Origin of the sequence: Curtobacterium sp. P97 (assembly GCF_023712445.1) — a bacterium.
Lineage (GTDB): Bacteria > Actinomycetota > Actinomycetes > Actinomycetales > Microbacteriaceae > Curtobacterium.
Map to the genome: position 1 here is coordinate 1 of NZ_JAMAYF010000015.1, position 20,260 is coordinate 20,260.

20 protein-coding genes are annotated in these 20,260 nt (G+C 71.7%); 13 read left to right on the forward strand and 7 right to left on the reverse strand.

Annotated elements, in window-relative coordinates:
* Window positions 1–88: 88 nt before the first annotated feature.
* A complete protein-coding gene (gene coaA / locus M3677_RS14720) occupies window positions 89–1,033 on the reverse strand; it encodes a type I pantothenate kinase (protein WP_251155204.1) in 945 nt (314 codons plus the stop codon).
* Window positions 1,034–1,156: 123 nt separating this feature from the next.
* Window positions 1,157–1,642: a glutathione peroxidase gene (locus M3677_RS14725; protein ID WP_251155205.1), complete on the reverse strand. Its 486-nt coding sequence runs from the start codon at window positions 1,640–1,642 to the stop codon at window positions 1,157–1,159.
* A gap of 70 nt (window positions 1,643–1,712) precedes the next feature.
* Between M3677_RS14725 and glmS the strand changes: the two genes are divergently transcribed.
* From glmS to tsaE, 5 genes are read left to right on the forward strand one after another with little or no spacing between them, the layout of a single operon-like run.
* Complete coding sequence (glmS, locus tag M3677_RS14730) at window positions 1,713–3,560, forward strand: glutamine--fructose-6-phosphate transaminase (isomerizing) (protein ID WP_209685288.1); 1,848 nt, start codon at window positions 1,713–1,715, stop codon at window positions 3,558–3,560.
* Window positions 3,561–3,569: 9 nt separating this feature from the next.
* Window positions 3,570–3,944, forward strand: coding sequence for a holo-ACP synthase (locus tag M3677_RS14735; protein ID WP_209685290.1), 375 nt, complete (start codon window positions 3,570–3,572; stop codon window positions 3,942–3,944).
* Window positions 3,941–5,044, forward strand: coding sequence for an alanine racemase (gene alr / locus M3677_RS14740; protein WP_251155206.1), 1,104 nt, complete (start codon window positions 3,941–3,943; stop codon window positions 5,042–5,044). The genes M3677_RS14735 and alr (M3677_RS14740) overlap by 4 nt, the downstream gene beginning before the upstream one ends.
* Complete coding sequence (gene alr / locus M3677_RS14745; protein ID WP_251155207.1) at window positions 5,041–6,201, forward strand: alanine racemase; 1,161 nt, start codon at window positions 5,041–5,043, stop codon at window positions 6,199–6,201. The genes alr (M3677_RS14740) and alr (M3677_RS14745) overlap by 4 nt, the downstream gene beginning before the upstream one ends.
* The gene (tsaE, locus tag M3677_RS14750) at window positions 6,198–6,710 is read left to right on the forward strand and encodes a tRNA (adenosine(37)-N6)-threonylcarbamoyltransferase complex ATPase subunit type 1 TsaE (RefSeq protein WP_251160912.1); all 513 of its coding nucleotides are present in this window, start codon (window positions 6,198–6,200) and stop codon (window positions 6,708–6,710) included. Before alr (M3677_RS14745) ends, tsaE begins: the two co-directional genes overlap by 4 nt.
* 12 nt (window positions 6,711–6,722) lie before the next feature.
* On the opposite strand, the gene M3677_RS14755 is transcribed toward tsaE, so the two are convergent.
* Complete coding sequence (locus tag M3677_RS14755) at window positions 6,723–6,902, reverse strand: hypothetical protein (protein WP_066656960.1); 180 nt, start codon at window positions 6,900–6,902, stop codon at window positions 6,723–6,725.
* Window positions 6,903–6,983: 81 nt separating this feature from the next.
* Here M3677_RS14755 and tsaB point away from each other — a divergent pair, with 81 nt between their 5' ends.
* From tsaB to M3677_RS14775, 4 genes are all read left to right on the forward strand, one after another.
* On the forward strand, window positions 6,984–7,607 hold the full coding sequence (tsaB, locus tag M3677_RS14760) for a tRNA (adenosine(37)-N6)-threonylcarbamoyltransferase complex dimerization subunit type 1 TsaB (protein WP_251160913.1): 624 nt from the start codon (window positions 6,984–6,986) through the stop codon (window positions 7,605–7,607).
* Entirely contained in the window at window positions 7,604–8,146 is a 543-nt protein-coding gene (gene rimI / locus M3677_RS14765) for a ribosomal protein S18-alanine N-acetyltransferase (RefSeq protein WP_235426394.1), read from the forward strand. The genes tsaB and rimI overlap by 4 nt, the downstream gene beginning before the upstream one ends.
* The gene (tsaD, locus tag M3677_RS14770) at window positions 8,133–9,188 is read left to right on the forward strand and encodes a tRNA (adenosine(37)-N6)-threonylcarbamoyltransferase complex transferase subunit TsaD (RefSeq protein ID WP_251160914.1); all 1,056 of its coding nucleotides are present in this window, start codon (window positions 8,133–8,135) and stop codon (window positions 9,186–9,188) included. The genes rimI and tsaD overlap by 14 nt, the downstream gene beginning before the upstream one ends.
* A gap of 104 nt (window positions 9,189–9,292) precedes the next feature.
* Complete coding sequence (locus M3677_RS14775; protein WP_251160915.1) at window positions 9,293–10,069, forward strand: DUF4190 domain-containing protein; 777 nt, start codon at window positions 9,293–9,295, stop codon at window positions 10,067–10,069.
* A gap of 156 nt (window positions 10,070–10,225) precedes the next feature.
* On the opposite strand, the gene M3677_RS14780 is transcribed toward M3677_RS14775, so the two are convergent.
* Window positions 10,226–11,443: a class I SAM-dependent methyltransferase gene (locus tag M3677_RS14780; protein WP_251160916.1), complete on the reverse strand. Its 1,218-nt coding sequence runs from the start codon at window positions 11,441–11,443 to the stop codon at window positions 10,226–10,228.
* Window positions 11,444–11,603: 160 nt separating this feature from the next.
* On the opposite strand from M3677_RS14780, the gene groES reads away from it, so the two are divergent.
* The gene (gene groES, locus M3677_RS14785) at window positions 11,604–11,900 is read left to right on the forward strand and encodes a co-chaperone GroES (protein ID WP_056121496.1); all 297 of its coding nucleotides are present in this window, start codon (window positions 11,604–11,606) and stop codon (window positions 11,898–11,900) included.
* A gap of 161 nt (window positions 11,901–12,061) precedes the next feature.
* Complete coding sequence (rarD, locus tag M3677_RS14790; protein ID WP_066656944.1) at window positions 12,062–13,024, forward strand: EamA family transporter RarD; 963 nt, start codon at window positions 12,062–12,064, stop codon at window positions 13,022–13,024.
* Window positions 13,025–13,210: 186 nt separating this feature from the next.
* On the opposite strand, the gene M3677_RS14795 is transcribed toward rarD, so the two are convergent.
* A complete protein-coding gene (locus tag M3677_RS14795) occupies window positions 13,211–14,545 on the reverse strand; it encodes an ABC transporter substrate-binding protein (RefSeq protein WP_066656937.1) in 1,335 nt (444 codons plus the stop codon).
* Window positions 14,546–14,878: 333 nt separating this feature from the next.
* Between M3677_RS14795 and M3677_RS14800 the strand changes: the two genes are divergently transcribed.
* The gene (locus M3677_RS14800) at window positions 14,879–15,697 is read left to right on the forward strand and encodes an SDR family oxidoreductase (protein WP_251155210.1); all 819 of its coding nucleotides are present in this window, start codon (window positions 14,879–14,881) and stop codon (window positions 15,695–15,697) included.
* 213 nt (window positions 15,698–15,910) lie between these two features.
* On the opposite strand, the gene M3677_RS14805 is transcribed toward M3677_RS14800, so the two are convergent.
* Together M3677_RS14805 and guaB are read right to left on the reverse strand one after the other, a co-directional pair.
* Window positions 15,911–16,792 (reverse strand): hypothetical protein, encoded by an 882-nt coding sequence (locus M3677_RS14805; protein ID WP_251160917.1) that lies wholly within the window; start codon window positions 16,790–16,792, stop codon window positions 15,911–15,913.
* Window positions 16,793–17,003: 211 nt separating this feature from the next.
* On the reverse strand, window positions 17,004–18,506 hold the full coding sequence (gene guaB / locus M3677_RS14810) for an IMP dehydrogenase (RefSeq protein WP_066656935.1): 1,503 nt from the start codon (window positions 18,504–18,506) through the stop codon (window positions 17,004–17,006).
* A 318-nt stretch (window positions 18,507–18,824) separates the two neighbouring features.
* Here guaB and M3677_RS14815 point away from each other — a divergent pair, with 318 nt between their 5' ends.
* On the forward strand, window positions 18,825–20,255 hold the full coding sequence (locus tag M3677_RS14815; RefSeq protein WP_235426391.1) for a branched-chain amino acid ABC transporter permease: 1,431 nt from the start codon (window positions 18,825–18,827) through the stop codon (window positions 20,253–20,255).
* Window positions 20,256–20,260: the final 5 nt, after the last annotated feature.

Consider the following 20,260-nt stretch of genomic DNA (forward strand, 5'->3'; position numbering starts at 1 on the left):
CGTGGCGCGAGCCGCTTCCGGTTGTTCGCGAGCAGGTCGCGCCGCGGGACGACCGAGGCGGCACGGCGCCCTCGCCCACCGCCCCGCGTCAGATCTTGCGGAGCAGCACCGAGTTGACCTTGTGGTTCGCGCCCTTCTTGAGCACGAGCGTCGCCCGGGAGCGCGTGGGCAGCACGTTCTCGAGCAGGTTCGGCTCGTTGATCGCCCGCCAGACCTCGGTCGCGGTCCGGACCGCGTCCTCGCGCGACAGCGAGGCGAAGCGGTGGAAGAACGAGTCCGGGCTCGAGAACGCCTCCTCCTGCAGGGCGAGGAACCGGTCGACGTACCAGGACTCGATGTCCTTGGTCTTCGCGTCGACGTAGATCGTGAAGTCGAACAGGTCGGACAGCGCGAGCCGCCCGTGCACCGGCGGCGCGAGCACGTTGAGGCCCTCGACGATGAGGACGTCCGGCTGCCGCACGACGATCTCGGCGTCGGGGACGATGTCGTAGACGAGGTGCGAGTAGAACGGCGCACGCACCTCGGCCGCCCCGCTCTTCACCTGGCTGACGAACCGCAGCAGCGCACGACGGTCGTACGACTCCGGGAAGCCCTTGCGGTCCATGATCCCGCGGCGCTCGAGCTCGGCGTTCGGGTACAGGAAGCCATCGGTTGTCACGAGTTCGACCCGCGGGGTGTCCGGCCAGCGCTTCGTCAGCTCGCGGAGCAGTCGCGCGACGGTCGACTTGCCGACCGCCACCGACCCGGCGACACCGATCACGAAGGGCGTCCGGCCGGCCCGCTCACCGAGGAAGCGGCTCGTCTCGGCGTGCAGGTCCCTGGCCCCGGCCGCGTACAGCGTCAGCAGGCGGGAGAGCGGCAGGTAGACCTCCAGGACCTCCTGCATGTCGAGCCGGTCGCCGAGGCCGCGCAGCTGCACGATCTCGGTCTCGGTGAGCGACAGGTGCTCCTTCGGTGCGAGCTGGGACCACTCGTCGCGCGGGATCTCCACGAACGGGGTCGGGTGCGCGACGGTGGCTTCCGTGATCGGCATGGGCACGAGCGTACAGACGGGAGGCGCGGCGGACGTGCGTGGACCGGCTGCGGTGATCCGCGCCTCCCGTCCGGTGCCCGGTGCGTGTCCGCAGGACGCGACCCGTCGTGCGGACGGTGACCGTCAGGCCGGCAGGGCCGCCTCGATGGCGGCGACGACCTCGGGGGCGTCCGGCTTCGTGGTCGGACGGAAGCGCGTGACGGAGCCGTCGGGGGCGACGAGGAACTTCTCGAAGTTCCAGCTCACCCGGCCGGCCTTGCCGGAGGCGTCGGGCGTCTCCTTGAGTGCCTGGTAGAGCGGGTGGGCGCCCCTGCCGTTCACCTTCACCTTCTCGGACATCGGGAAGGTCACACCCCAGGTGGTGGAGCAGTACTCGTCGATCGCCTCGGACGAGCCGAGTTCCTGCAGGAACTGGTTGCTCGGGAAACCGAGGACCGTGAAGCCGCGGTCGCCGTAAGTCTTCTGCAGGGCCTCGAGCTGCTCGTACTGCGGCGCGAGTCCGCAGCGCGAGGCGACGTTCACGACGAGGACGGCCCGGTCCGAGAACTGCGCGAAGGTGGTGTGCTCCCCGTGCAGCGTGGTGATGTCGATGTCGTCGAAGCGTCCCATGTCCCGAACGGTATCCCCACTCCTGCGGACTTGCAGGGTTGATCTCCAGCCAGACCGTAGGATCGTGCGCATGTGTGGAATCGTGGGCTACGTCGGCAGCAAGAGCAGCCAGGAGGTCCTCCTCGGTGGTCTCCGTCGTCTCGAGTACCGCGGCTACGACTCGGCGGGCATCGCCGTCGTCGACCGGCCGGGTGACCTCGTCTCGGCGAAGAAGGCCGGCAAGCTGCAGGCCCTGGTCGAGGAGCTCGAGTCGCACCCGATCGCCGACGGTGCCACCGGCATCGGGCACACCCGCTGGGCGACCCACGGCGGCCCGACCGACGGCAACGCCCACCCGCACCTGGCGGACGGCGGCAAGCTCGCGCTCATCCACAACGGCATCATCGAGAACTTCTCCGAGCTGAAGCAGGAGCTCGTCGCCGAGGGCGTCGAGTTCACCAGCGAGACCGACTCCGAGGTCGCCGCGCACCTCGTCGGTCGTGCGTTCCGCGAGACCGGGGACCTGACCGCTGCCATGCAGCAGGTCGTGCAGCGGCTCGAGGGTGCCTTCACGCTCCTCGTCGTGCACGCCGACCAGCCGGGCGTCGTCGTCGGTGCGCGCCGCAACTCGCCGCTCGTCGTGGGCCTCGGTGACGGCGAGAACTTCATGGGCTCCGACGTCGCGGCCTTCGTCGCCTACACGCAGCGTGCCCTCGCGATCGGCCAGGACGAGATCGCGACGATCCGTCCCGACGGCGTCGAGGTCGTGCACTTCGACGGCTCGCCGGCGACCCCCGAGGAGTTCGAGGTCAGCTGGGACGCCTCCGCCGCGGACAAGGGCGGCTGGAGCTCCTTCATGGCCAAGGAGATCAGCGAGGAGCCCGAGGCCGTCGCCAAGACGATCCTCGGTCGCGTGCACGACGGTGCCGTGACGCTGACCGACCTCGACCCGATCGCCGATCGGCTGCAGCAGGTCGACCGTGTCATCGTGATCGCGTGCGGCACGGCGGCGTACGCCGGCATCCTCGGCAAGTACGCCATCGAGCAGTGGGCACGCGTCCCCGTCGAGGTCGAGCTCGCCCACGAGTTCCGCTACCGCGACCCGGTGCTGAGCGACCGCACCCTCGTCGTCTCGATCAGCCAGTCGGGCGAGACCATGGACACGCTCATGGCCGTCAAGTACGCCCGCGAGCAGGGTGCGCAGGTGCTCTCGATCTGCAACACGCAGGGCGCCACCATCCCGCGCGAGTCCGACGCGGTGATCTACACGCACGCCGGCCCCGAGGTCGCCGTCGCGTCGACCAAGGCCTTCATCGCCCAGGGCGTCGCGCTCTACCTGCTCGGGCTGCACCTCGCCACGCTCAAGGGCACGCTCACGGCCGAGCAGATCGCCGAGCAGGTCAGCGAGCTCGAGGGCCTCGCACCGAAGCTCCAGCAGACCATCGACGACGCGTCCGGCGTCGCCGAGCTGGCGAAGTGGATGGCGGACACCCGGAGCGTGCTGTTCCTCGGCCGCCACGTCGGGTACCCGATCGCGCTCGAGGGGGCCCTCAAGCTCAAGGAGCTCGCGTACATCCACGCCGAGGGCTTCGCCGCCGGTGAGCTCAAGCACGGCCCGATCGCGCTCATCGAGCCGGGGCAGATCGTCTTCGTGATCGTGCCGTCGCCGCGCGACCCGCGTTCGCTGCACCCGAAGGTGGTCTCGAACATCCAGGAGATCCGCGCCCGCGGCGCCCGGGTGATCGCGATCGCCGAAGAAGGAGACGCCGCCGTGCTGCCCTTCGCGGACGAGGTCCTGCGGATCCCGCTCGCCACGCCGCTGTTCGAGCCGCTGCTGGCCGTCGCGCCGCTGCACATGTTCGGCATGGAGCTCGCCGCCGCCAAGGGGCTCGACGTCGACCAGCCGCGCAACCTGGCGAAGTCGGTCACCGTCGAGTAGGCCCGCGTCGTGATCATCGGCATCGGGGTCGACGTCGTCGACACGGAGCGGTTCCGGGGTGTGCTCGAACGCACCCCGGCGCTCCGGACGCGGCTGTTCACCCCGGCCGAGCAGCTGCGCGACGGGGAGCCCCGACCGGTGTCGTCGCTCGCGGCCCGGTTCGCGGCGAAGGAAGCCCTCATCAAGGCGTTCGGGTCCAGTGCCGGGCTCAGCTGGCAGGACCTCGAGGTCGTGTCGGACGACCAGCGGAACCCGTCGCTCACGCTGCACGAGGGCGCTCGTCGGGTGGCGGCGGACCGGGGTGTGACGGACGTCCACCTGTCGCTGTCGCACGACGGCGGGATCGCGACGGCGTTCGTCGTCATCGAAGGAGGGGGCGCATGAGCGCGTTCACGGGGATCACGGTCGACCGCGAGGCCCTCATCGCGAACTACGCCACGGTGTCCGAGCAGGTGGCGCCGGCGGGTGTCATCGCGGTCGTCAAGGCGAACGCGTACGGGCACGGTGCGGTCGACGCCGCACGGGCGTTCGTCGACGCCGGTGCCGAGTGGCTCGGGGTCGCCGACGTCGAGGAGGGCATCGCGCTCCGCCGCGCCGGCATCCACGAGGGCGTCCGGATCCTGGCGTGGCTGCACGCCCCGGACGAGGACTTCCGCCGCGCCGCGCAGTACGACGTCACCCCGGCGGTGTCGAGCGTGTCCCAGCTCGCGGCCGCGGCCGACTCCGAGGTGCCCGCGGTGCACGTCTGCGTCGACACCGGGCTGAGCCGGAACGGCGCGGTCGAGTCCGAGTGGGCCGAGCTCTTCGACACCGCCGGGCGGATCGCCCGGGCCGGCGGGCGCACCCGCGTCGAGGGGCTCATGTCGCACCTGTCGAACGCGTCGCGTGCCGACGATCTCGACCAGGACGCCGCACTCCAGCGGGCGCTCGACGGCCTGGCGGCGAACGGCATCGTGCCGGACATCGTGCACCTCGCCGCGAGCGCCGCGGGCATCGCGGTGCCGGAGACGCGCCACGACGCCGCACGGGTCGGGCTCGCGCTCTACGGGCTCAGCCCCTTCGCCGACCGCACCTCGGCCGACCTCGGGCTCCGCCCGGCGATGCGCGTGACCGCCGCGGTGCTGCGGACCGTCCCGGTGGCCGCGGGCGACGGCGTCAGCTACGGCTACACCTGGCGTGCAGCGACGGACACCCGGCTCGCGGTGATCGGCCTCGGGTACGCCGACGGCTTCGACCGCGACCTCGGCAACCGGGTGTCGGTGCGCATCGGCGACCGGGAGTTCCCCGTCGTCGGCCGCGTCGCGATGAACGCCATGCACATCGACATCGGCGACGCCGACGTCCGGGTGGGCGACGAGGTCGTGCTCTGGGGCGACCCGGCGGACGGCGACCCCGCGGTCGAGGACTGGGCAGCGGCGATCGACACCATCAACTACGAGGTGGTCGCCAGGGTCGGCCGCAGCGTGGAACGGAGGACGACGTGAACGCCCCCCTTCGTCGGGCCCGGATCGACCTCGACGCCTACCGGTCGAACCTCGACCTCGTGCGCGAGTGGATGCACCCGGTCGAGGTCATGGCGATCATGAAGGCCGACGCCTACGGGCACGGTCTCGAGCCGATCGCGCTCGCGGCCGTCGACGCCGGCATCCGCTGGATCGGCGTGCTGACCGTGCCGGCCGCGCTGCGCCTCCGGGCGATCGGCGTCGGCGAGGACGTGCACCTGTTCACCTGGCAGCACGACCCGGCGCTCGACTTCCGCGACGCCGTGGACTCGGCGATCGACCTCGGCGTCTCGAACGTCGCCGAGCTGCAGCGGGTCGTCGACGCCGTCGACCAGCGTCCGGCACGGGTCCACCTCGGCGTCGACTCCGGCTTGCACCGCGACGGCGCGACCGCGGACGCCTGGCCGGAGCTGGTGGCACTCGCGGTCGACGCGCAGCGCGCCGGCCGGATCGAGGTCGTCGCGGCGTACACGCACCTCGCGGAGTCGTCGGACGAGGACGACAGTGCCGCGGTCGCCGTGTTCGACCGGGCCGTCGAGACCGCGGAGGACCTCGGGCTCGACCTGCCGATGGAGCACGTCGCGGCCTCGCTCGCCGGGCTCGAGCGGAAGGAGTTCCGCAAGGACATGGTGCGGATGGGCGCGAACCTGCTCGGCATCCCGGGTGCCGAGGGCGTGTCCGCCGCCGACCTCGGGCTCGAGCCGGTGATGACGCTCACGGCCTCGGTCGCGAAGACGAAACGGGTCCCGGTCGACACCGGCGTCTCCTACGACTACACGTACCGCACCACGTCGGAGACCACCCTGGCGCTCGTGCCCGTGGGCTACGCGGACGGGGTGCCGCGTCGCGCGCAGGGCCGCGTCGAGGTGACGATCGGCGGGAAGCGGTACCCGGTCGCCGGTCGCGTCGCGATGGACCAGTTCCTGGTCGACGTCGGCGACGACGAGGTCCGCGTCGGCGACGAGGTCGTGCTGTTCGGCACGGGGGAGCACGGCGAGATGACCGTCCTCGAGTGGGGCGAGGCGCTCGGCACCATCGGGGAAGAGGTGACCTGCCGGATCGGGGCCCGTGTCCCGCGCGAGGTCGTCGGGCACCAGGTCGAGGGCCGGGTCGGCGACTACCTCCGGGAGCAGCCGTGACGGACGCCCGGGTGCTGCTCGACACGACGGTGTCGACGACCGACGAGATGGGTGTGCTCGGTGCGCGGCTCGCACGTGTCCTGCGTGCCGGCGACCTCGTCGTGCTGACCGGGCCGCTCGGTGCGGGCAAGACGACGCTCACGCGTGGCCTCGGGGCCGCGCTCGGCGCGCGGGGGCAGGTGTCGAGCCCCACCTTCGTCCTCGCCCGGACCCACCCGACGACGACCGGCCCGGACCTGGTCCACGTCGACGCCTACCGGTTGAGCGACCCCGTGGAGCTCGACGACCTCGACCTCGACTGGGACGCCTCGATCGTGGTGGTCGAGTGGGGCCGGGGCTTCGTCGACGGCATCGCGGACAGCATCCTCGACGTGGAGATCGTCCGAGCGACGGGAGCGGACGCGCCCGACGGCGACGCCGACGACCTCGACCCCGACGACGTTCCCGACGAGCCCCGACGGGTGATCGTCACCGCGACCGGGCCGCGCTGGGCGGACGTCACGCTCTGACGGATCGCCGGTTCAGCCCGACCGCACCGAGGTGGTCGGGTCGATGAAGAAGTCGGCGTAGGCCGGGTCGTCGACCGGCAACCACCCGAGTCGGGCGTGCACGAGCGCGTCGACGTCCGCGGGCGGCAGCAGGCCCCGACGGCGCCACTGCTCGGGATCGCGGTGCGCTGCCGTGCGCGGTGTCCAGGGCATCGGTGACCTCCCTCGTGCTGGTGGAACATCACCGGACACTACGCCACCGTCCGCCGTCCCGATCGCGCCTACGATGGACGCGTGCTCCTCGCCATCGACACGTCCGCCGGCACCTCGGTCGCCGTCGTCGACCCGGCCAGCGGTCGTGTGCTCGCCGAGCGCAGCACCGACGACTCCCGCCGGCACGCCGAGGTGATCGGCCCGTTCCTCGCCGAGGTGCTCGCCGAGGCCGGCGTCACCGGTGCCGACGTCACCGGGGTGGTCGCCGGCACGGGCCCCGGCCCCTTCACCGGCCTGCGCGTCGGGATCGCCGCCGCGCGCACCTTCGCCGCCGCCCGCGGCGTCCCCCTCCTCCCGCTCGTCAGCCACGACGCGATCGCGGCCGACCTGCAGCGGCACCCCGTCGTCGTCCTGACGGACGCGCGCCGCCGCGAGGTCTACTGGAGCGCCCACGACGAGACCGGCACGCGGGTCGCCGGTCCCGGACTCGCGAAGCCGGCGGACCTGGACGAGGCGATCCGCGCCTCCCGTCCGGAGGCCGTCGACTGGCCCCGCGAGACCGTCACGACCGTCCCGGCCGGGAGGCTCGGGTCGCTGGCAGCAGACCGGCTCGCCTCCGGCGCGCCCTTCGCCGACGACACCCCCCTCTACCTGCGTGACCCCGACGTCACCGTGCCGGGGGCCCCGAAGCGGGTCGTCCGGTGACCGGACTGCCCGCCGGCCTGCGGCTGCGCCGCGCGGTCCCGCAGGACCTCGACGACGTCATGTTCCTCGAGCACACGTCGTTCCCGACGGACGCCTGGACCTCGTCGCAGATGGCGGGGGAGCTGTGGTCCCCGCACGGGTACTACGTCGTGGTCGAGACGACCGAGGACGGCGCCCCGACGGTCGTCGGCTACGCCGGGCTGTCCTCGCTCGCGGGCAACCCCGTCGCCGACGTGCAGACCATCGCGGTCGCTGCCGAGCAGCGGGGCCGGGGCATCGGGAAGGTGCTCTTCACGGAGCTCCTCGACGAGGCCCGACGGCGTGAGGTGCACGAGGTGTTCCTCGAGGTGCGCGCCGACAACCCCGTGGCGCAGGCGATGTACACCGCTGCCGGGTTCGAGCGCATCGCCGTGCGGCCCCGCTACTACCAGCCCGACGGTGTCGACGCGTGGGTGATGCGGGCGGAGCTCCCCGTCACCCCCGGTGCGTCCACCGGTGTCGGACCGATCGGACAGGAGACCCTCGGTGAGCGCGACTGAACCCCTGGTGCTCGGCATCGAGACGAGCTGTGACGAGACCGGCGTGGGCATCGTCCGCGGGACCACCCTGCTCGCCAACGTCATCGCGTCGAGCATGGACGAGCACGCCCGCTACGGCGGCGTCGTGCCCGAGGTGGCCGCACGGGCGCACCTCGAGGCCATGACCCCGACCCTGCACGAGGCCCTCGACCGCGCGGGTGTCACGCTCGACGAGCTCGACGCCGTCGCCGTGACCGCCGGCCCGGGGCTCGCCGGTGCCCTGATGGTCGGGGTGGGCGCAGCCAAGGCACTGGCGGTCGCGACGGGCAAGCCGCTGTACGGCGTGAACCACCTGGTCGGGCACGTCGGTGCGGACGTCCTGCGTGCGGACGGCAGCGCGATCGAGCTGCCGACCGTGGCGCTGCTCGTGTCCGGCGGCCACACGTCGCTGCTGCTCGTGCGGGACCTGGTCGGCGACGTCGAACTGCTCGGCGAGACGATCGACGACGCGGCCGGCGAGGCGTTCGACAAGGTCGCACGCCTGCTCGGACTGCCCTACCCGGGCGGGCCGCAGATCGACCGGGCGGCAGCGGAGGGCGACCCGACCGCGATCCGGTTCCCGCGCGGCCTGACGCTGCCGAAGGACATGGCGCAGCACCGGTACGACTTCTCGTTCTCGGGGCTGAAGACCGCCGTCGCGCGGTGGGTCGAGAAGTGCCGGGACGAGGGCCGCGAGGTCCCCGTCGCCGACGTCGCGGCGTCGTTCCGCGAGGCCGTCGTCGACGTGCTCCTCACGAAGGCGCTCGCCGCGTGCCGGGACACCGGTGTCGACCGCCTGCTGCTCGGGGGTGGGGTCGTCGCGAACGCACGGTTGCGCGCCGTCGCCGAGGAACGCTGCGCTGCCGCCGGGGTCGCGCTGCGGATCCCACCGTTCGACCTCTGCACCGACAACGGGGCCATGATCGCCGCGGTCGGTGCGCGCCTGGTGGCAGAGGGGCGCGCGCCGAGCGACCTCGGCATCGCGGCGGACTCCACGCTGCCGGTGACGACCGTCCAGGTCTGAGTCGCGCGGCCGGGTGGCGCACGCCGACGCCTGAACCGGCTCCCGGCCCGTGTGGGAGGATGCTCAGCAGGCACCGACCGACCGGGTGCCGGGAGGGGTGGACGGTGTCCGATCAGAACCAGTGGCCGAAGCCGGGCGAGTCGAGCGGGGGAGACGACGGCCGGCAGCAGCAGGACGGGCAGTCGGGCAGCCAGCAGCCCGCGAACCCCTCCGCGCAGCCGTCGCAGGGCACCCCGTACGGCCAGGGCCAGCAGGCGTCGGGCGCCCCGTACGGTCAGGGCCAGCAGCCGTCGGGCAACCCGTACGCGCAGCAGTCCCAGCAGGGCAACCCGCACGCGGCCTCGGGGCCCCAGCACAACCCGTACGCACCGCAGTCGCAGCAGGGCAACCCCTACGCGCAGCAGTCGCAGCAGGGCAACCCGTACGCGCAGCAGTCGCACCAGGGCAACCCGTACGCGCAGCAGTCGCACCAGGGCAACCCGTACGCGGCCTCGAGCCCCCAGCAGAACCCCTACGCGCCGCAGCAGGGCGGGAACCCCTACGCGTCGCCGTACGCCACGAGCGGGTACCAGCCGTACGCCCAGCGCCCGAAGACGAACACCCTGGCGATCCTGTCGATCGTGTTCGCGTTCGCCGGGGTCGTCATCTGGCCGATCGTGATCCTCACGAGCCCCGCCGGCGCGATCATGGGGCACATCGCCCTCGGGAAGATCAAGCAGACGGGTGAGGGTGGCCGTGGACTGGCCCTCGCCGGGGTCATCGGCGGGTGGGTGCTGACCGGGCTCTACGTGCTCTTCGCGGTGATCTTCATCATCGCGATCGCGTCGAGCCACTCGTCCTCCGACCCGTACGGCTACGACTCGGGCGCCTTCATCCGCTGACCCGCGCCGAGCTGCACGGCTCCGTTCCGCGAGATCGACAGACCCCCGCCGATGTTCGGCGGGGGTCTGTCGCTGCCGCGGACGTGAACACGACAGCGACAGCGAGAGCGCCTCGCGCCGACCGCCCGCGCAGCCTCGTGCCCCGCTACCGCCCCGCTACCGCCCCGCGGCCGAGCCGGCCACGTCGGTGAGGCGCTCGCACAGGAGCGCGGTGTGCCGTCCCTCCAGACGGGTGAGCACGAGCGTCACCGACCGCCGCCCCCGCAGCCGCAACCGCTTCCGGAACTGCGCCGGGTCGACGTCGACGCCGCGCTTCTTGATCTCGACGGTGCCGACGTCCTCCGCCCCCAGGCGTGCCGACAGCTGCTTCACGTCGAGGGGCATCGTGTCGAGCACCCGGAACCCCTGCGCGAACGGCGTCGTCACGGCACGGTCCGACGTGACGTACGCGATGCCCTCGGAGAGCATCCGCCCGTCGATCGACCGCGCCAGGTCACCGATCAACCGCGCACGGATGACGGCGCCGTCCGGCTCGTACAGGTAGGCGCCGACGGGACCGACCTCGACGTCCTCGGCGTCCGCCGGGCCGGTGAGCTCGGCGATGCCGTGACCGCCGATGACGGTGGCCGCGCGCCGGACGCCGTCACGGGCGAGGGGCCCGGACCACAGGACGAGCTCGACGACCTCGCGGTCGACGGACACCCACTGCGCCTCGAGCGTGTCCGGGATCAGGTCGCGGTCGATGCCCGGGCCGAGCTTCACGCCCGTCGGGGTCGTCGTCGCGGCGGCGAACACGGTGTCGAGCGACGGCGACCAGTCGTCCGGGTCGGCCAGGCGCCTCGTGTTCGCGTGCCCGGCCGTGCGTCGCGCGGGGTCCATCCAGACGCCGTCGACCCGGGACAGGTCGAAGGCGGCCGCGTCGCCGAGCTCGACCCGGGCGTTCGGCCAGAGCGCGAGGTTGTGCGTCGCGACCGCCGCGGTCACCTCGTCGCGGTCGACGGCGATGACGTCGAGGTCGAGCGCGGCCATCGCCATGGCGTCGCCACCGATCCCGCAGCCGAGGTCCGCGACCCGGGTCAGACCGGCGGCGGCGAAGCGACCGGCGTGCTGCGCGGCGACCTGCAGTCGGGTGGCCTGTTCGAGGCCGGCCTCGGTGAAGAGCATCCGCGCGGCGAAGTCCCCGAACTTCGCGCGGGCCTTCTGGCGGAGCTTCGCCTGGGTCAGCACGGCTGCCACGAGCCCCGGGTCGTGTCCCTCGCCACGGAGCCGGGAGACCACCCGGACGATCTCGCCCCCGTCCGAGACGCCGGGGGTACGGTCGAGCAGGGCCATCCCCTCGGGGGTCAGCAGCTGGGCGAGGTCGGCGGCTTCCACCCGTCGATCCTCCCAGGTCGCCGGGGAGGCCCGACACGTGCTGGCACTCGGATTGACCGAGTGCCAGACTGTCCCTAGAGTTGTGGTTGGCACTCTCCTGTGCGTAGTGCCAACCGGTTCCCATCTGTACCGAGTCAGTACCGAGAAAGAAGAGGTCACCGTGGCCGTCACCATCAAGCCGCTCGAGGATCGCATCGTCATCCGCCAGGTCGAGGCGGAGCAGACCACCGCTTCCGGTCTCGTCATCCCGGACACCGCGAAGGAGAAGCCCCAGGAGGGCGAGGTCGTCGCCGTGGGTCCGGGTCGCATCGACGACAACGGCAACCGCGTGCCGCTCGACGTCGCCGTCGGCGACAAGGTCATCTACTCGAAGTACGGCGGCACCGAGGTCAAGTACTCCGGCGAGGACCTGCTCGTCCTCTCGGCGCGCGACGTCCTCGCGGTCATCGAGCACTGAGACCAGCAGCTCTCGTCACGAACGCCCCGTCCGGCTCGCAGCCGGCGGGGCGTTCGTGCGTCCGGGCGCGTGTCGCTGCGGCGCTCCCGGCCCGTCCCGGTGGTCGGCTTGGAGGCGCGCTGTCCGCCCGCAGCGTCCGCGCCCCTTCCTAGGATGGTTCCGTGAGTGAAGCGACCCCGGCTCGTCCGGCACGCAGCGAGGCATCCGTCGGCGTCGTGCAGGCGATCGTCGCGTACGGACTCTGGGGACTGATGCCCCTGCTCTTCGCCGCGATGGCCCCCGCCGGCGCGTTCGAGATCGTCGCCTGGCGGATCGTCTTCGGCCTGGTCTTCTGCGCGGTGGCGATCGCCGTCACCCGGTCGTGGCTCCGCACCCGCTCCCTGCTCGCCCAGCGCCGGGTGATGCTCGTGATGGGACTCGCGGCCGTGCTCATCCTGGTGAACTGGACCGTGTACGTCGCCGCGACGACGACGGGCCACACGGTCGAGGCGGCGCTCGGGTACTTCATCAACCCGCTCGTCACGATCGCCCTCGGCGTGGTCGTCCTCCGCGAGCGCCTGCGTGCGGCGCAGTGGGCGGCCGTCGGCATCAGCGTCGTCGCGGTCGTCGTCATCGCGGTCGGCTACGGGCAGGTGCCGTGGATCTCGCTCGCGCTGGCCTTCTCGTTCGGGTGCTACGGCCTGGTGAAGAAGCGGGTCGGGGGCACCGTCGACGCGCTGAGCGGCCTGACGATCGAGACCGTCTGGCTGGTCCCGATCGCCGTGGGGGCGCTCGTCGTGCTCGGCGTCACGGGTCTCGGCGGCGGGGTGACCTTCACGAGCGAGGGGTGGCCGCACGTCCTCGTCACGGTGCTCACCGGGCCCGCGACCGCGGTGCCGCTGCTGCTCTTCGCGTCGTCCGCCCGGCGGGTGTCCCTGTCGACGCTCGGCCTGACGCAGTACCTCGCGCCGGTGATGCAGCTCCTGGTCGGCGTGGTCGTGCAGCACGAGGCGATGCCGCCCGCGCGGTGGATCGGCTTCGGGATCGTCTGGGTCGCGCTCGTGGTCCTGACGGTCGACAGCTTCGTGGCGGCCCGGGCCGCGCGGCGGCGGACGCTCGCCCCTGCGGCGGCCGAGCCGGCCTGACGGGCGCGAGCCGCGCCTCCCGTCCGGGTCGCATCATCTGCGGACCGGTGCGCTGACACGAGACTCGGCCATCCGGACAGTTCCGCAGCCCCGCGCCCGCGGAACTGTCCGCGGACGCGAGTCTCGCGGGGACGACGTCGGCCCCGGACCTGCATGAGGTCCGGGGCCGACGTCGCGTGCTGCGTGTTACTTCGAGACCGAGCCCTGGATGGCGGTCTGGTACACGGGCTTGTTGTCGCCGTCGAACTTGTAGATGCCGATGTAGGCGCTCGACGGGTCGTTCTTGCTGTCGAACGGACCGATGCCGGACGGGCCGGTGTACTGGATGTCCTCACCCTTGTCGAGCAGGTCCTTGCACGCCTTGAACGTCTCGCACTTCGTGCCGCCGTCCGCACCGGACACCGCGGCCATGTTGGCCTGGATGGTGCCCGAGTCGGTGCCCTTGCCCTTCACCGCGGCCAGCGCAGCGAGGGTCGTGGCGTCGTAGGACTCGGCAGCGTACGAGTAGTCAGCCAGCTCCTTGCCCGAGGACTGCTTGTAGAAGTCCGACAGGCGCTGCTTCAGCTCGTCCTTCGGGCTGGCGCCGGGGATGGTGCCCTGCGCGCCCTCGAGGGTGCCCGGGTCGAAGTCCTTCGAGTAGTCCGCGGTGTTGCCGTCGGACATGTAGATCTTCGACATGTCGGCGTTCTGCGACTTGAGCTCCGGGATGATCGACTTCGTCTCGTCGAAGGCGAGCACCACGATGGCGTCCGGCTTCGCGGCGAGCGCAGCGGTGACCTCGGACGAGAACGTCGTCTGTCCGGGCGGGAACTCCTGACCCTTGCCCTTGCCGCCGTAGACGACCTGGCCGCCCGAGTCCTCGATCGCCTGCTGCACGGTGTCGCGGAGACCCGTGCCGTAGGTGTCGTTGAAGACCAGGAACGCGACCTTGGCGTTGCCGTCACCCGTGACGAGCTGGCCGAGGGCCGAGCCCTGCACCGAGTCCGGCGGCGCGGTCCGGTAGTAGTGCGACGAGTACCCGGACAGGTCGGTCGCGGTGTTCGCCGGCGAGATCTGCACGATGCAGTTGCTCGTCAGCTGGTCGATGACGTTGAGCGTGACGCTCGACGACTCGGCGCCGATGACGACCGGCACCTTGGCGTTGACGAGCTTCGTCGCGGCCGAGCTCGACACGGTCATGTCGTTGCTGTCGCCCGAATCGGTCGCGGGGTCGATGCTGACGTCCTTGTCGAGCACGCCACCGGCCGAGTTGATGTCCTCGACCGCGAGGCCGACGCCGGACTCGGCGGGCGGGTTGAGGTACGACAGGGTGCCCGTCAGCGGGAGGATCGTGCCGATCTTCAGCGCGTCGGTACCGGGGGTGTCGGGGGCCTTGCAGCTCGCCGCCGGGTCCTTCTTCGCACCGCCGGCGGAGGCGGAGGAAGTGGTCTCGGCGCTGCCGCTGGTGGAACACGCGGCGAGGAGGAGCGCTGCCGCTCCCGCCACTGCCAGTGCCGTGGTGGCACGGGTGGTTCTGGTCATCCGTGGAGCCCTTTCTCTGCGCGGAGGCCCAACCGCATCGGGTCGAGCGCGGTCTCCTCCACGTGGGTTGCCGAGAAAACTAGGGCCGAAGTGTTTCGCGTGTGTGTCCGAGATCATCACCTGGACGTTTCGTTACACACCCGTGACGAAACTGAGGAGGCGCACGGGAACCCCTGATGAGGAGTCCGTCCGGACGGTCCTCGCGCTCGCCGAGGCCCGTGCGGACCGTTCGGGATCGGCTGGAGCGCTCCCGCGCGGGCTCGTCCGCGTCGTTCTGTGCAGGGGGCGCGGACCCGGGGGAGCACTGCGGCGGTCGCGCGTACGGTCCGGCCCATGAGCGACGCAGCTTCCACCACCACCTTCCGTCCCACGCGCGCGATCGTCACCGGCGCCGAGTCCGGCATCGGCAAGGCCACCGCGGTGGCGCTCGCTGCCGCCGGCATGGACGTCGGCATCACCTACCTGTCCGAGCCCGAGCGCGCCGAGGAGACCGCCGCCGAGGTCCGACAGGCCGGACGGCAGGCCTTCGTCGAGCAGATCGACGTGACGCAGCTCGACCAGGCGGGCGCCGTGATCGACCGCCTCGTAGCGCAGCTCGGCGGCGTCGACGTGATCGTCGCCGATGCGGGCACGGGCGACAACGCGCCGTTCCTGGACATCACGCTCGAGCAGTGGCGGCACACCGTCGCCACCGACCTCGACGGGGCGTTCGTCACGATCCAGGCAGCAGCGCGGCACATGGTCGGACAGGGCACCGGCGGGCGGATCATCGGCATCACGAGCGTGCACGAGCACCAGCCCCGGTACGGGTCGAGCGCGTACGACGCAGCGAAGCACGGGCTCGGTGGGCTCCTGAAGACGATCGCGATCGAGCTCGCTCCGTCCGGGATCACGGCCAACGCCGTCGCGCCGGGCGAGATCGCGACCCGGATGACCGGTGCCGAGGACGAGGACCCGCACACGATCTCCCGGCCGGGGGTCCCGCTCGGCCGGCCGGGCAACGCGTGGGAGATCGCAGCCGCGGTGGCGTTCCTGGCCAGCCCCGCGTCGTCGTACATCACGGGGGTGTCCCTGCCCGTCGACGGCGGCATGCTCCAGATGGGCCCCCACGGCGGCAGCCACATCACCTCCGACGACTGGCGGAGCGCGTAGGGCGGCGGGGGCGGCTCTCCGTCGCGGCCCGGGACGCCGTCGTTGGGTCGAGACGCCCTGAACACGCTGAGACGCCCTGAACACGCTGAGACGCCCGCGAATCCGACGGTGTCTCGGCAGTTCGGCGGCGTCTCGTGTGGACACCGGCGTCTCGAGGAGCCACAACGCCCTCCAGACGGTGGCGTCTCGGCGACGGAGCGCCGAGGGACTCGATCACCGCGACCGCTCGGCCCAGCCGCGCCCGAGCGGGAGGCCCGCCGCGAGCAGCACGGGCGCCAGGAGCCCCGGGTCGAGCGCTTCGCGCATGCCCCACCGTGCGAAGCCCCTCACCTCGGGTAGTCGTCGCAGTTCGTCCTCGCGGCGCTTCTCCGTCCACAAGGCCTCACGGTCGTCGTACTTGACCCGGCCGTCGAACTCGCCGACGACGCCGGCGTCAGGCCACCAGAAGTCCACCCGGAAGCGTCCGGCGTCGGTGTCGAACTCCCGCTGCAGTACCGGTGGAGCGACTCTGAGTTCCCGCATCGCCACCCTGCTGACCGATTCGCCCGGGGACTCGGCGGCGCCGTCCGCGAACTCGAGCGCCGTCCGGGCCACACGCGAACCACGTGTCCCCGCACGGGCCGCGAGAGCACGCTCGAGGTCCGGGAGCGACGCGGCCCCGTCGTGCAGCACGTGGTCGAGCACGAGGACCGCGTGTGCCAGGGGTGCGACGTGCACGATGTCGACCACCGTCCGGAGCAGGCACGTCACCGGGACCCTGGCTGCATCGGCGACGTCGCCCTCCGACAGGTCACCGGTGTGCCGCACGACGCCTCGGCCGACGTGCGTCTTCCGGAGCGCAGGGTCGATCACGTGCAGGCGCCAGTCCCAGCGCCCGAGTTCGGGGAGGCCCCACAGCGCCCCGGCGGACCGGTGCGAGACGACCGCTGGACGGTGCAGCGCCGCGGCCCGGGTGCGCACCACGAGTCGCCGGCGTCCACGTTCGTCCAGACCGTCCCACGCCTCGCGCTCGACCGCCGCGCCGTGGAACAGGCGCACCGGGTCGCGGAGGTCCGCCGGACGACCGGCGAGGACGGGAGACGGCGTGACTGACATGCGCGGCAGTCTCGCGTGACCACGTGGCGGAAGAGCGGCGACAGCGTGCGTTGTGGAGGGCCTCCCGGCCGTCACCCTCGGTGCAGGAGCGAGCGAGACGCCACCGTCAACGCGAAACGCCCCCGGATCGCCGAGACGCCGCCGGATTCGGCGGCGTCTCGACGCAACGGGTGCGTCTCGCGCAGAAGCGCGGGAGGGGAGGAGTCCGGGGTCAGCCGCGGTAGTTCGGGGCCTCGACGACCATCTTGATGTCGTGCGGGTGGGACTCCTTGAGCCCGGCCGCGGTGATGCGGACGAACTTGCCGCGGGCCTTGAGCTCCGGCACCGTGCGGCCACCGACGTAGAACATCGACTGCCGCAGTCCGCCGACGAGCTGGTAGACGGCGTTCGCCACCGAGCCGCGGTAGGGGACCTGGCCCTCGATGCCCTCGGGGATGAGCTTCTCGTCCGAGGGGACGTCGGCCTGGAAGTAGCGGTCCTTCGAGTACGAGGTCTTCTCGCCGCGGGTCTGCAGTGCGCCGAGGGAGCCCATCCCGCGGTACGCCTTGTACTGCTTGCCGCCGACGAAGACGAGCTCGCCCGGGCTCTCGTCGGTGCCCGCGAGGAGCGACCCGAGCATGACGGTGTCAGCACCGGCGACCAGGGCCTTCGCGATGTCGCCCGAGTACTGCAGACCGCCGTCGGCGATGACCGGCACGCCGGCCTCACGCGCGGCGAGCGACGCCTCGTACACGGCGGTGACCTGCGGGACGCCGACGCCGGCGACCACGCGGGTGGTGCAGATCGAGCCCGGCCCGACGCCGACCTTGACGGCGTCCACGCCGGCGTCGATGAGCGCCTGCGCGCCCTGTCGGGTCGCCACGTTGCCGCCGATGACGTCGATGCCGGCGAACGACGGGTCGGCCTTCAGGCGGCGGACCATGTCGAGCACGCCCTCGCTCTCGCCGTTGGCGGTGTCGACGACGAGCACGTCCACGCCCGCGTCGCGCAGGGCCTCGGCGCGCTGCCAGGCGTCGCCGAAGAAGCCGATCGCGGCGCCGACGCGCAGGCGGCCCTCGTCGTCCTTCGTGGCGTCCGGGTACTTCTCGCTCTTGTCGAAGTCCTTGACGGTGATGAGGCCGCGGAGCTTGCCGTCGGCGTCGACGAGCGGGAGCTTCTCGATCTTGTGCTGCGCGAAGATCGCGACGGCGTCCTCGGGGTCGATGCCCTCGGGCGCGGTGATGAGGGGCGCCTTGGTCATGACGTCGCGGACGAGGGTGGTCGCCGTCTCGAACGGTGCGACGAAGCGCATGTCACGGTTCGTGATGATGCCGACGAGGGTGCCGTCCGACTCGACGACCGGCAACCCGGAGACGCGGAACTGCCCGCAGACGGCGTCGACCTCGGCCACGGTCGCGTCCGGGGTCGTCGTCACGGGGTTCGTGATCATGCCGGACTCGGACCGCTTGACCTTGTCGACGTACGCGGCCTGGTCCGCGATGGACATGTTGCGGTGGAGGATGCCGATGCCGCCCTGGCGCGCCATCGCGATCGCCATGCGCGCCTCGGTCACGGTGTCCATCGCCGCCGACAGCAGCGGGACGTGCACGTCGATGCGCTTCGTGAGCCGGGACGTCGTGGACGCCTCGCTCGGGATGACGTCGGTGTGCCCGGGCAGGAGCATGACGTCGTCGTACGTGAGTCCGATGAATCCGAACGGATCCGGCTGGTCCATGGTTCCCCTTCGTGGGCGAGGTGAAGTGGTGGCACCGGGGCGCGTCGTCGGGTTCCCGATGGGCCATGGTAACGCGCGGGACACTCCCGCCATTCCGTCGTCCCCCGACCGTCCGGGCTCGGCGGGCGCCGCGCGCGGACCGACAGCGGTCCGACGACCCGTTCCTGAGAGTCCTGTACCGGCTGGACGGGCGGATTTCCGCGGATCGACGGGGTCTCGGTCACGAATGCAGCACGATTTGTGCAGGAGACGTGCTGGAAACACGGGGGACACAAAAAATCCCTATGGTCCTCGACTATCCGAACGAGAGGCTCATCCGTGGGTTCCATCACTCCGCCGGGGTCAGCGCTCATGCGCCGATTCCGCCGTGGGGCACCAGGTCGCAACCGCCTGGTCCTCGCCGCAGTACTCTTCCTCGCTTTCCTCGCCACCTTCGCGGTCGACTGGGCAGTGTCGCCCGCAGCCGACGCGGCGACGAGCAGTCCCTCCGCCAGCAGCAGCCCGAGCACCGGCGCACCGGCGAGCTCCGGCCCCTGCACGGTCAGCCCCACGAACGGCTGCATCCGGGGCACCATCCTCGACTCCGAGCGGAAGCCCGCGACCGGGGTCGACGTCGACGTCGCCGGGGCCGGCGGGTTCGCGCAGACGGCGACCACCGACGACACCGGGCGCTGGTCGGTGTCCGTGACCACGGCGGGGCAGTACACCGTCAGCGTCGACCAGGACTCGCTGCCGAAGGGGCAGTACCTGACGAACGCCGCCGACGCCGAGCGCAAGGTGAACGCCACGCTCAACGCCAACGTCGGCCAGATCTTCCAGCTGTCCGACCAGCAGGGCGCCACCACCAGCGACGACACGAGCAGCGTCAGCGCCGCACGCGCCTGGCAGCAGCTCGCGTCGGGCATCCGGCTCGGGCTCCTCATCGCCCTCGCGTCGGTCGGCCTGTCGCTCATCTACGGCACCACCGGCCTGTCGAGCTTCTCGCACGGTGAGCAGGTGACCCTCGGTGGTCTCCTCGCCTACGTCTTCGCGAACCAGCTCGGCTGGAACATCTGGGTGACCGGCATCGTCGTCACGCTGCTCTGTGCGGCGACCGGGTACCTGCAGGACGCCGCGATCTGGAGGCCACTGCGCCGCCGTCGGATCAGCCTCACCCAGCTCATGATCGTCACGATCGGTCTGTCGATCGCCGCGCAGTACGCCTTCCAGTACTTCTTCGGCGCCTCGACCGTCCGCATCCAGCAGGGCAACCCCGAGACGGTGACCTTCGCCGGTCTCACGCTGACCGTGCAGTCCTACGTCGCGATGGGCATCGCGCTCGTCGTCCTCGTCGGCACCGGCCTGTTCCTGGCCAAGACCCGCTTCGGCCGTGCCACCCGCGCCGTGTCGGACAACCCGGCGCTCGCCGCGGCGTCCGGCATCGACGTCGACCGCGTCATCCGCTTCGTGTGGACGCTCGCCGCCGGCCTCGCGGGCCTGTCCGGCGTGATGCTCGGCCTGGTGCTCAACGGCGTGAACTGGCAGACCGGCCTCCAGCTGCTGCTGCTCATGTTCGCGTCCGTCACGCTCGGCGGTCTCGGCACCGCGTACGGCGCCCTCGTCGGCTCGATGATCATCGGCATCGTCGTCGAGCTCACGAACCTCGTGCTGCCGGGTGACTTCAAGTACGCCACGGCCCTCGTGATCCTCATCCTCATCCTGCTGTTCCGGCCGCAGGGCATCTTCGGTCGCGCCGAGCGCATCGGCTAAGGGAG

Bases quoted from the DNA above. Each gene is read 5' to 3' on its own strand.
- M3677_RS14800 (WP_251155210.1), top strand. From the start codon at position 14,879: ATGAGCGACGCAGCTTCCACCACCACCTTCCGTCCCACGCGCGCGATC.
- M3677_RS14725 (WP_251155205.1), bottom strand. From the start codon at position 1,642: ATGGGACGCTTCGACGACATCGACATCACCACGCTGCACGGGGAGCAC.
- M3677_RS14805 (WP_251160917.1), bottom strand. From the start codon at position 16,792: ATGTCAGTCACGCCGTCTCCCGTCCTCGCCGGTCGTCCGGCGGACCTC.
- M3677_RS14795 (WP_066656937.1), bottom strand. From the start codon at position 14,545: ATGACCAGAACCACCCGTGCCACCACGGCACTGGCAGTGGCGGGAGCG.
- M3677_RS14755 (WP_066656960.1), bottom strand. From the start codon at position 6,902: ATGCCCTGGACACCGCGCACGGCAGCGCACCGCGATCCCGAGCAGTGG.
- alr (WP_251155206.1), top strand. From the start codon at position 3,941: ATGAGCGCGTTCACGGGGATCACGGTCGACCGCGAGGCCCTCATCGCG.
- guaB (WP_066656935.1), bottom strand. From the start codon at position 18,506: ATGGACCAGCCGGATCCGTTCGGATTCATCGGACTCACGTACGACGAC.
- coaA (WP_251155204.1), bottom strand. From the start codon at position 1,033: ATGCCGATCACGGAAGCCACCGTCGCGCACCCGACCCCGTTCGTGGAG.
- glmS (WP_209685288.1), top strand. From the start codon at position 1,713: ATGTGTGGAATCGTGGGCTACGTCGGCAGCAAGAGCAGCCAGGAGGTC.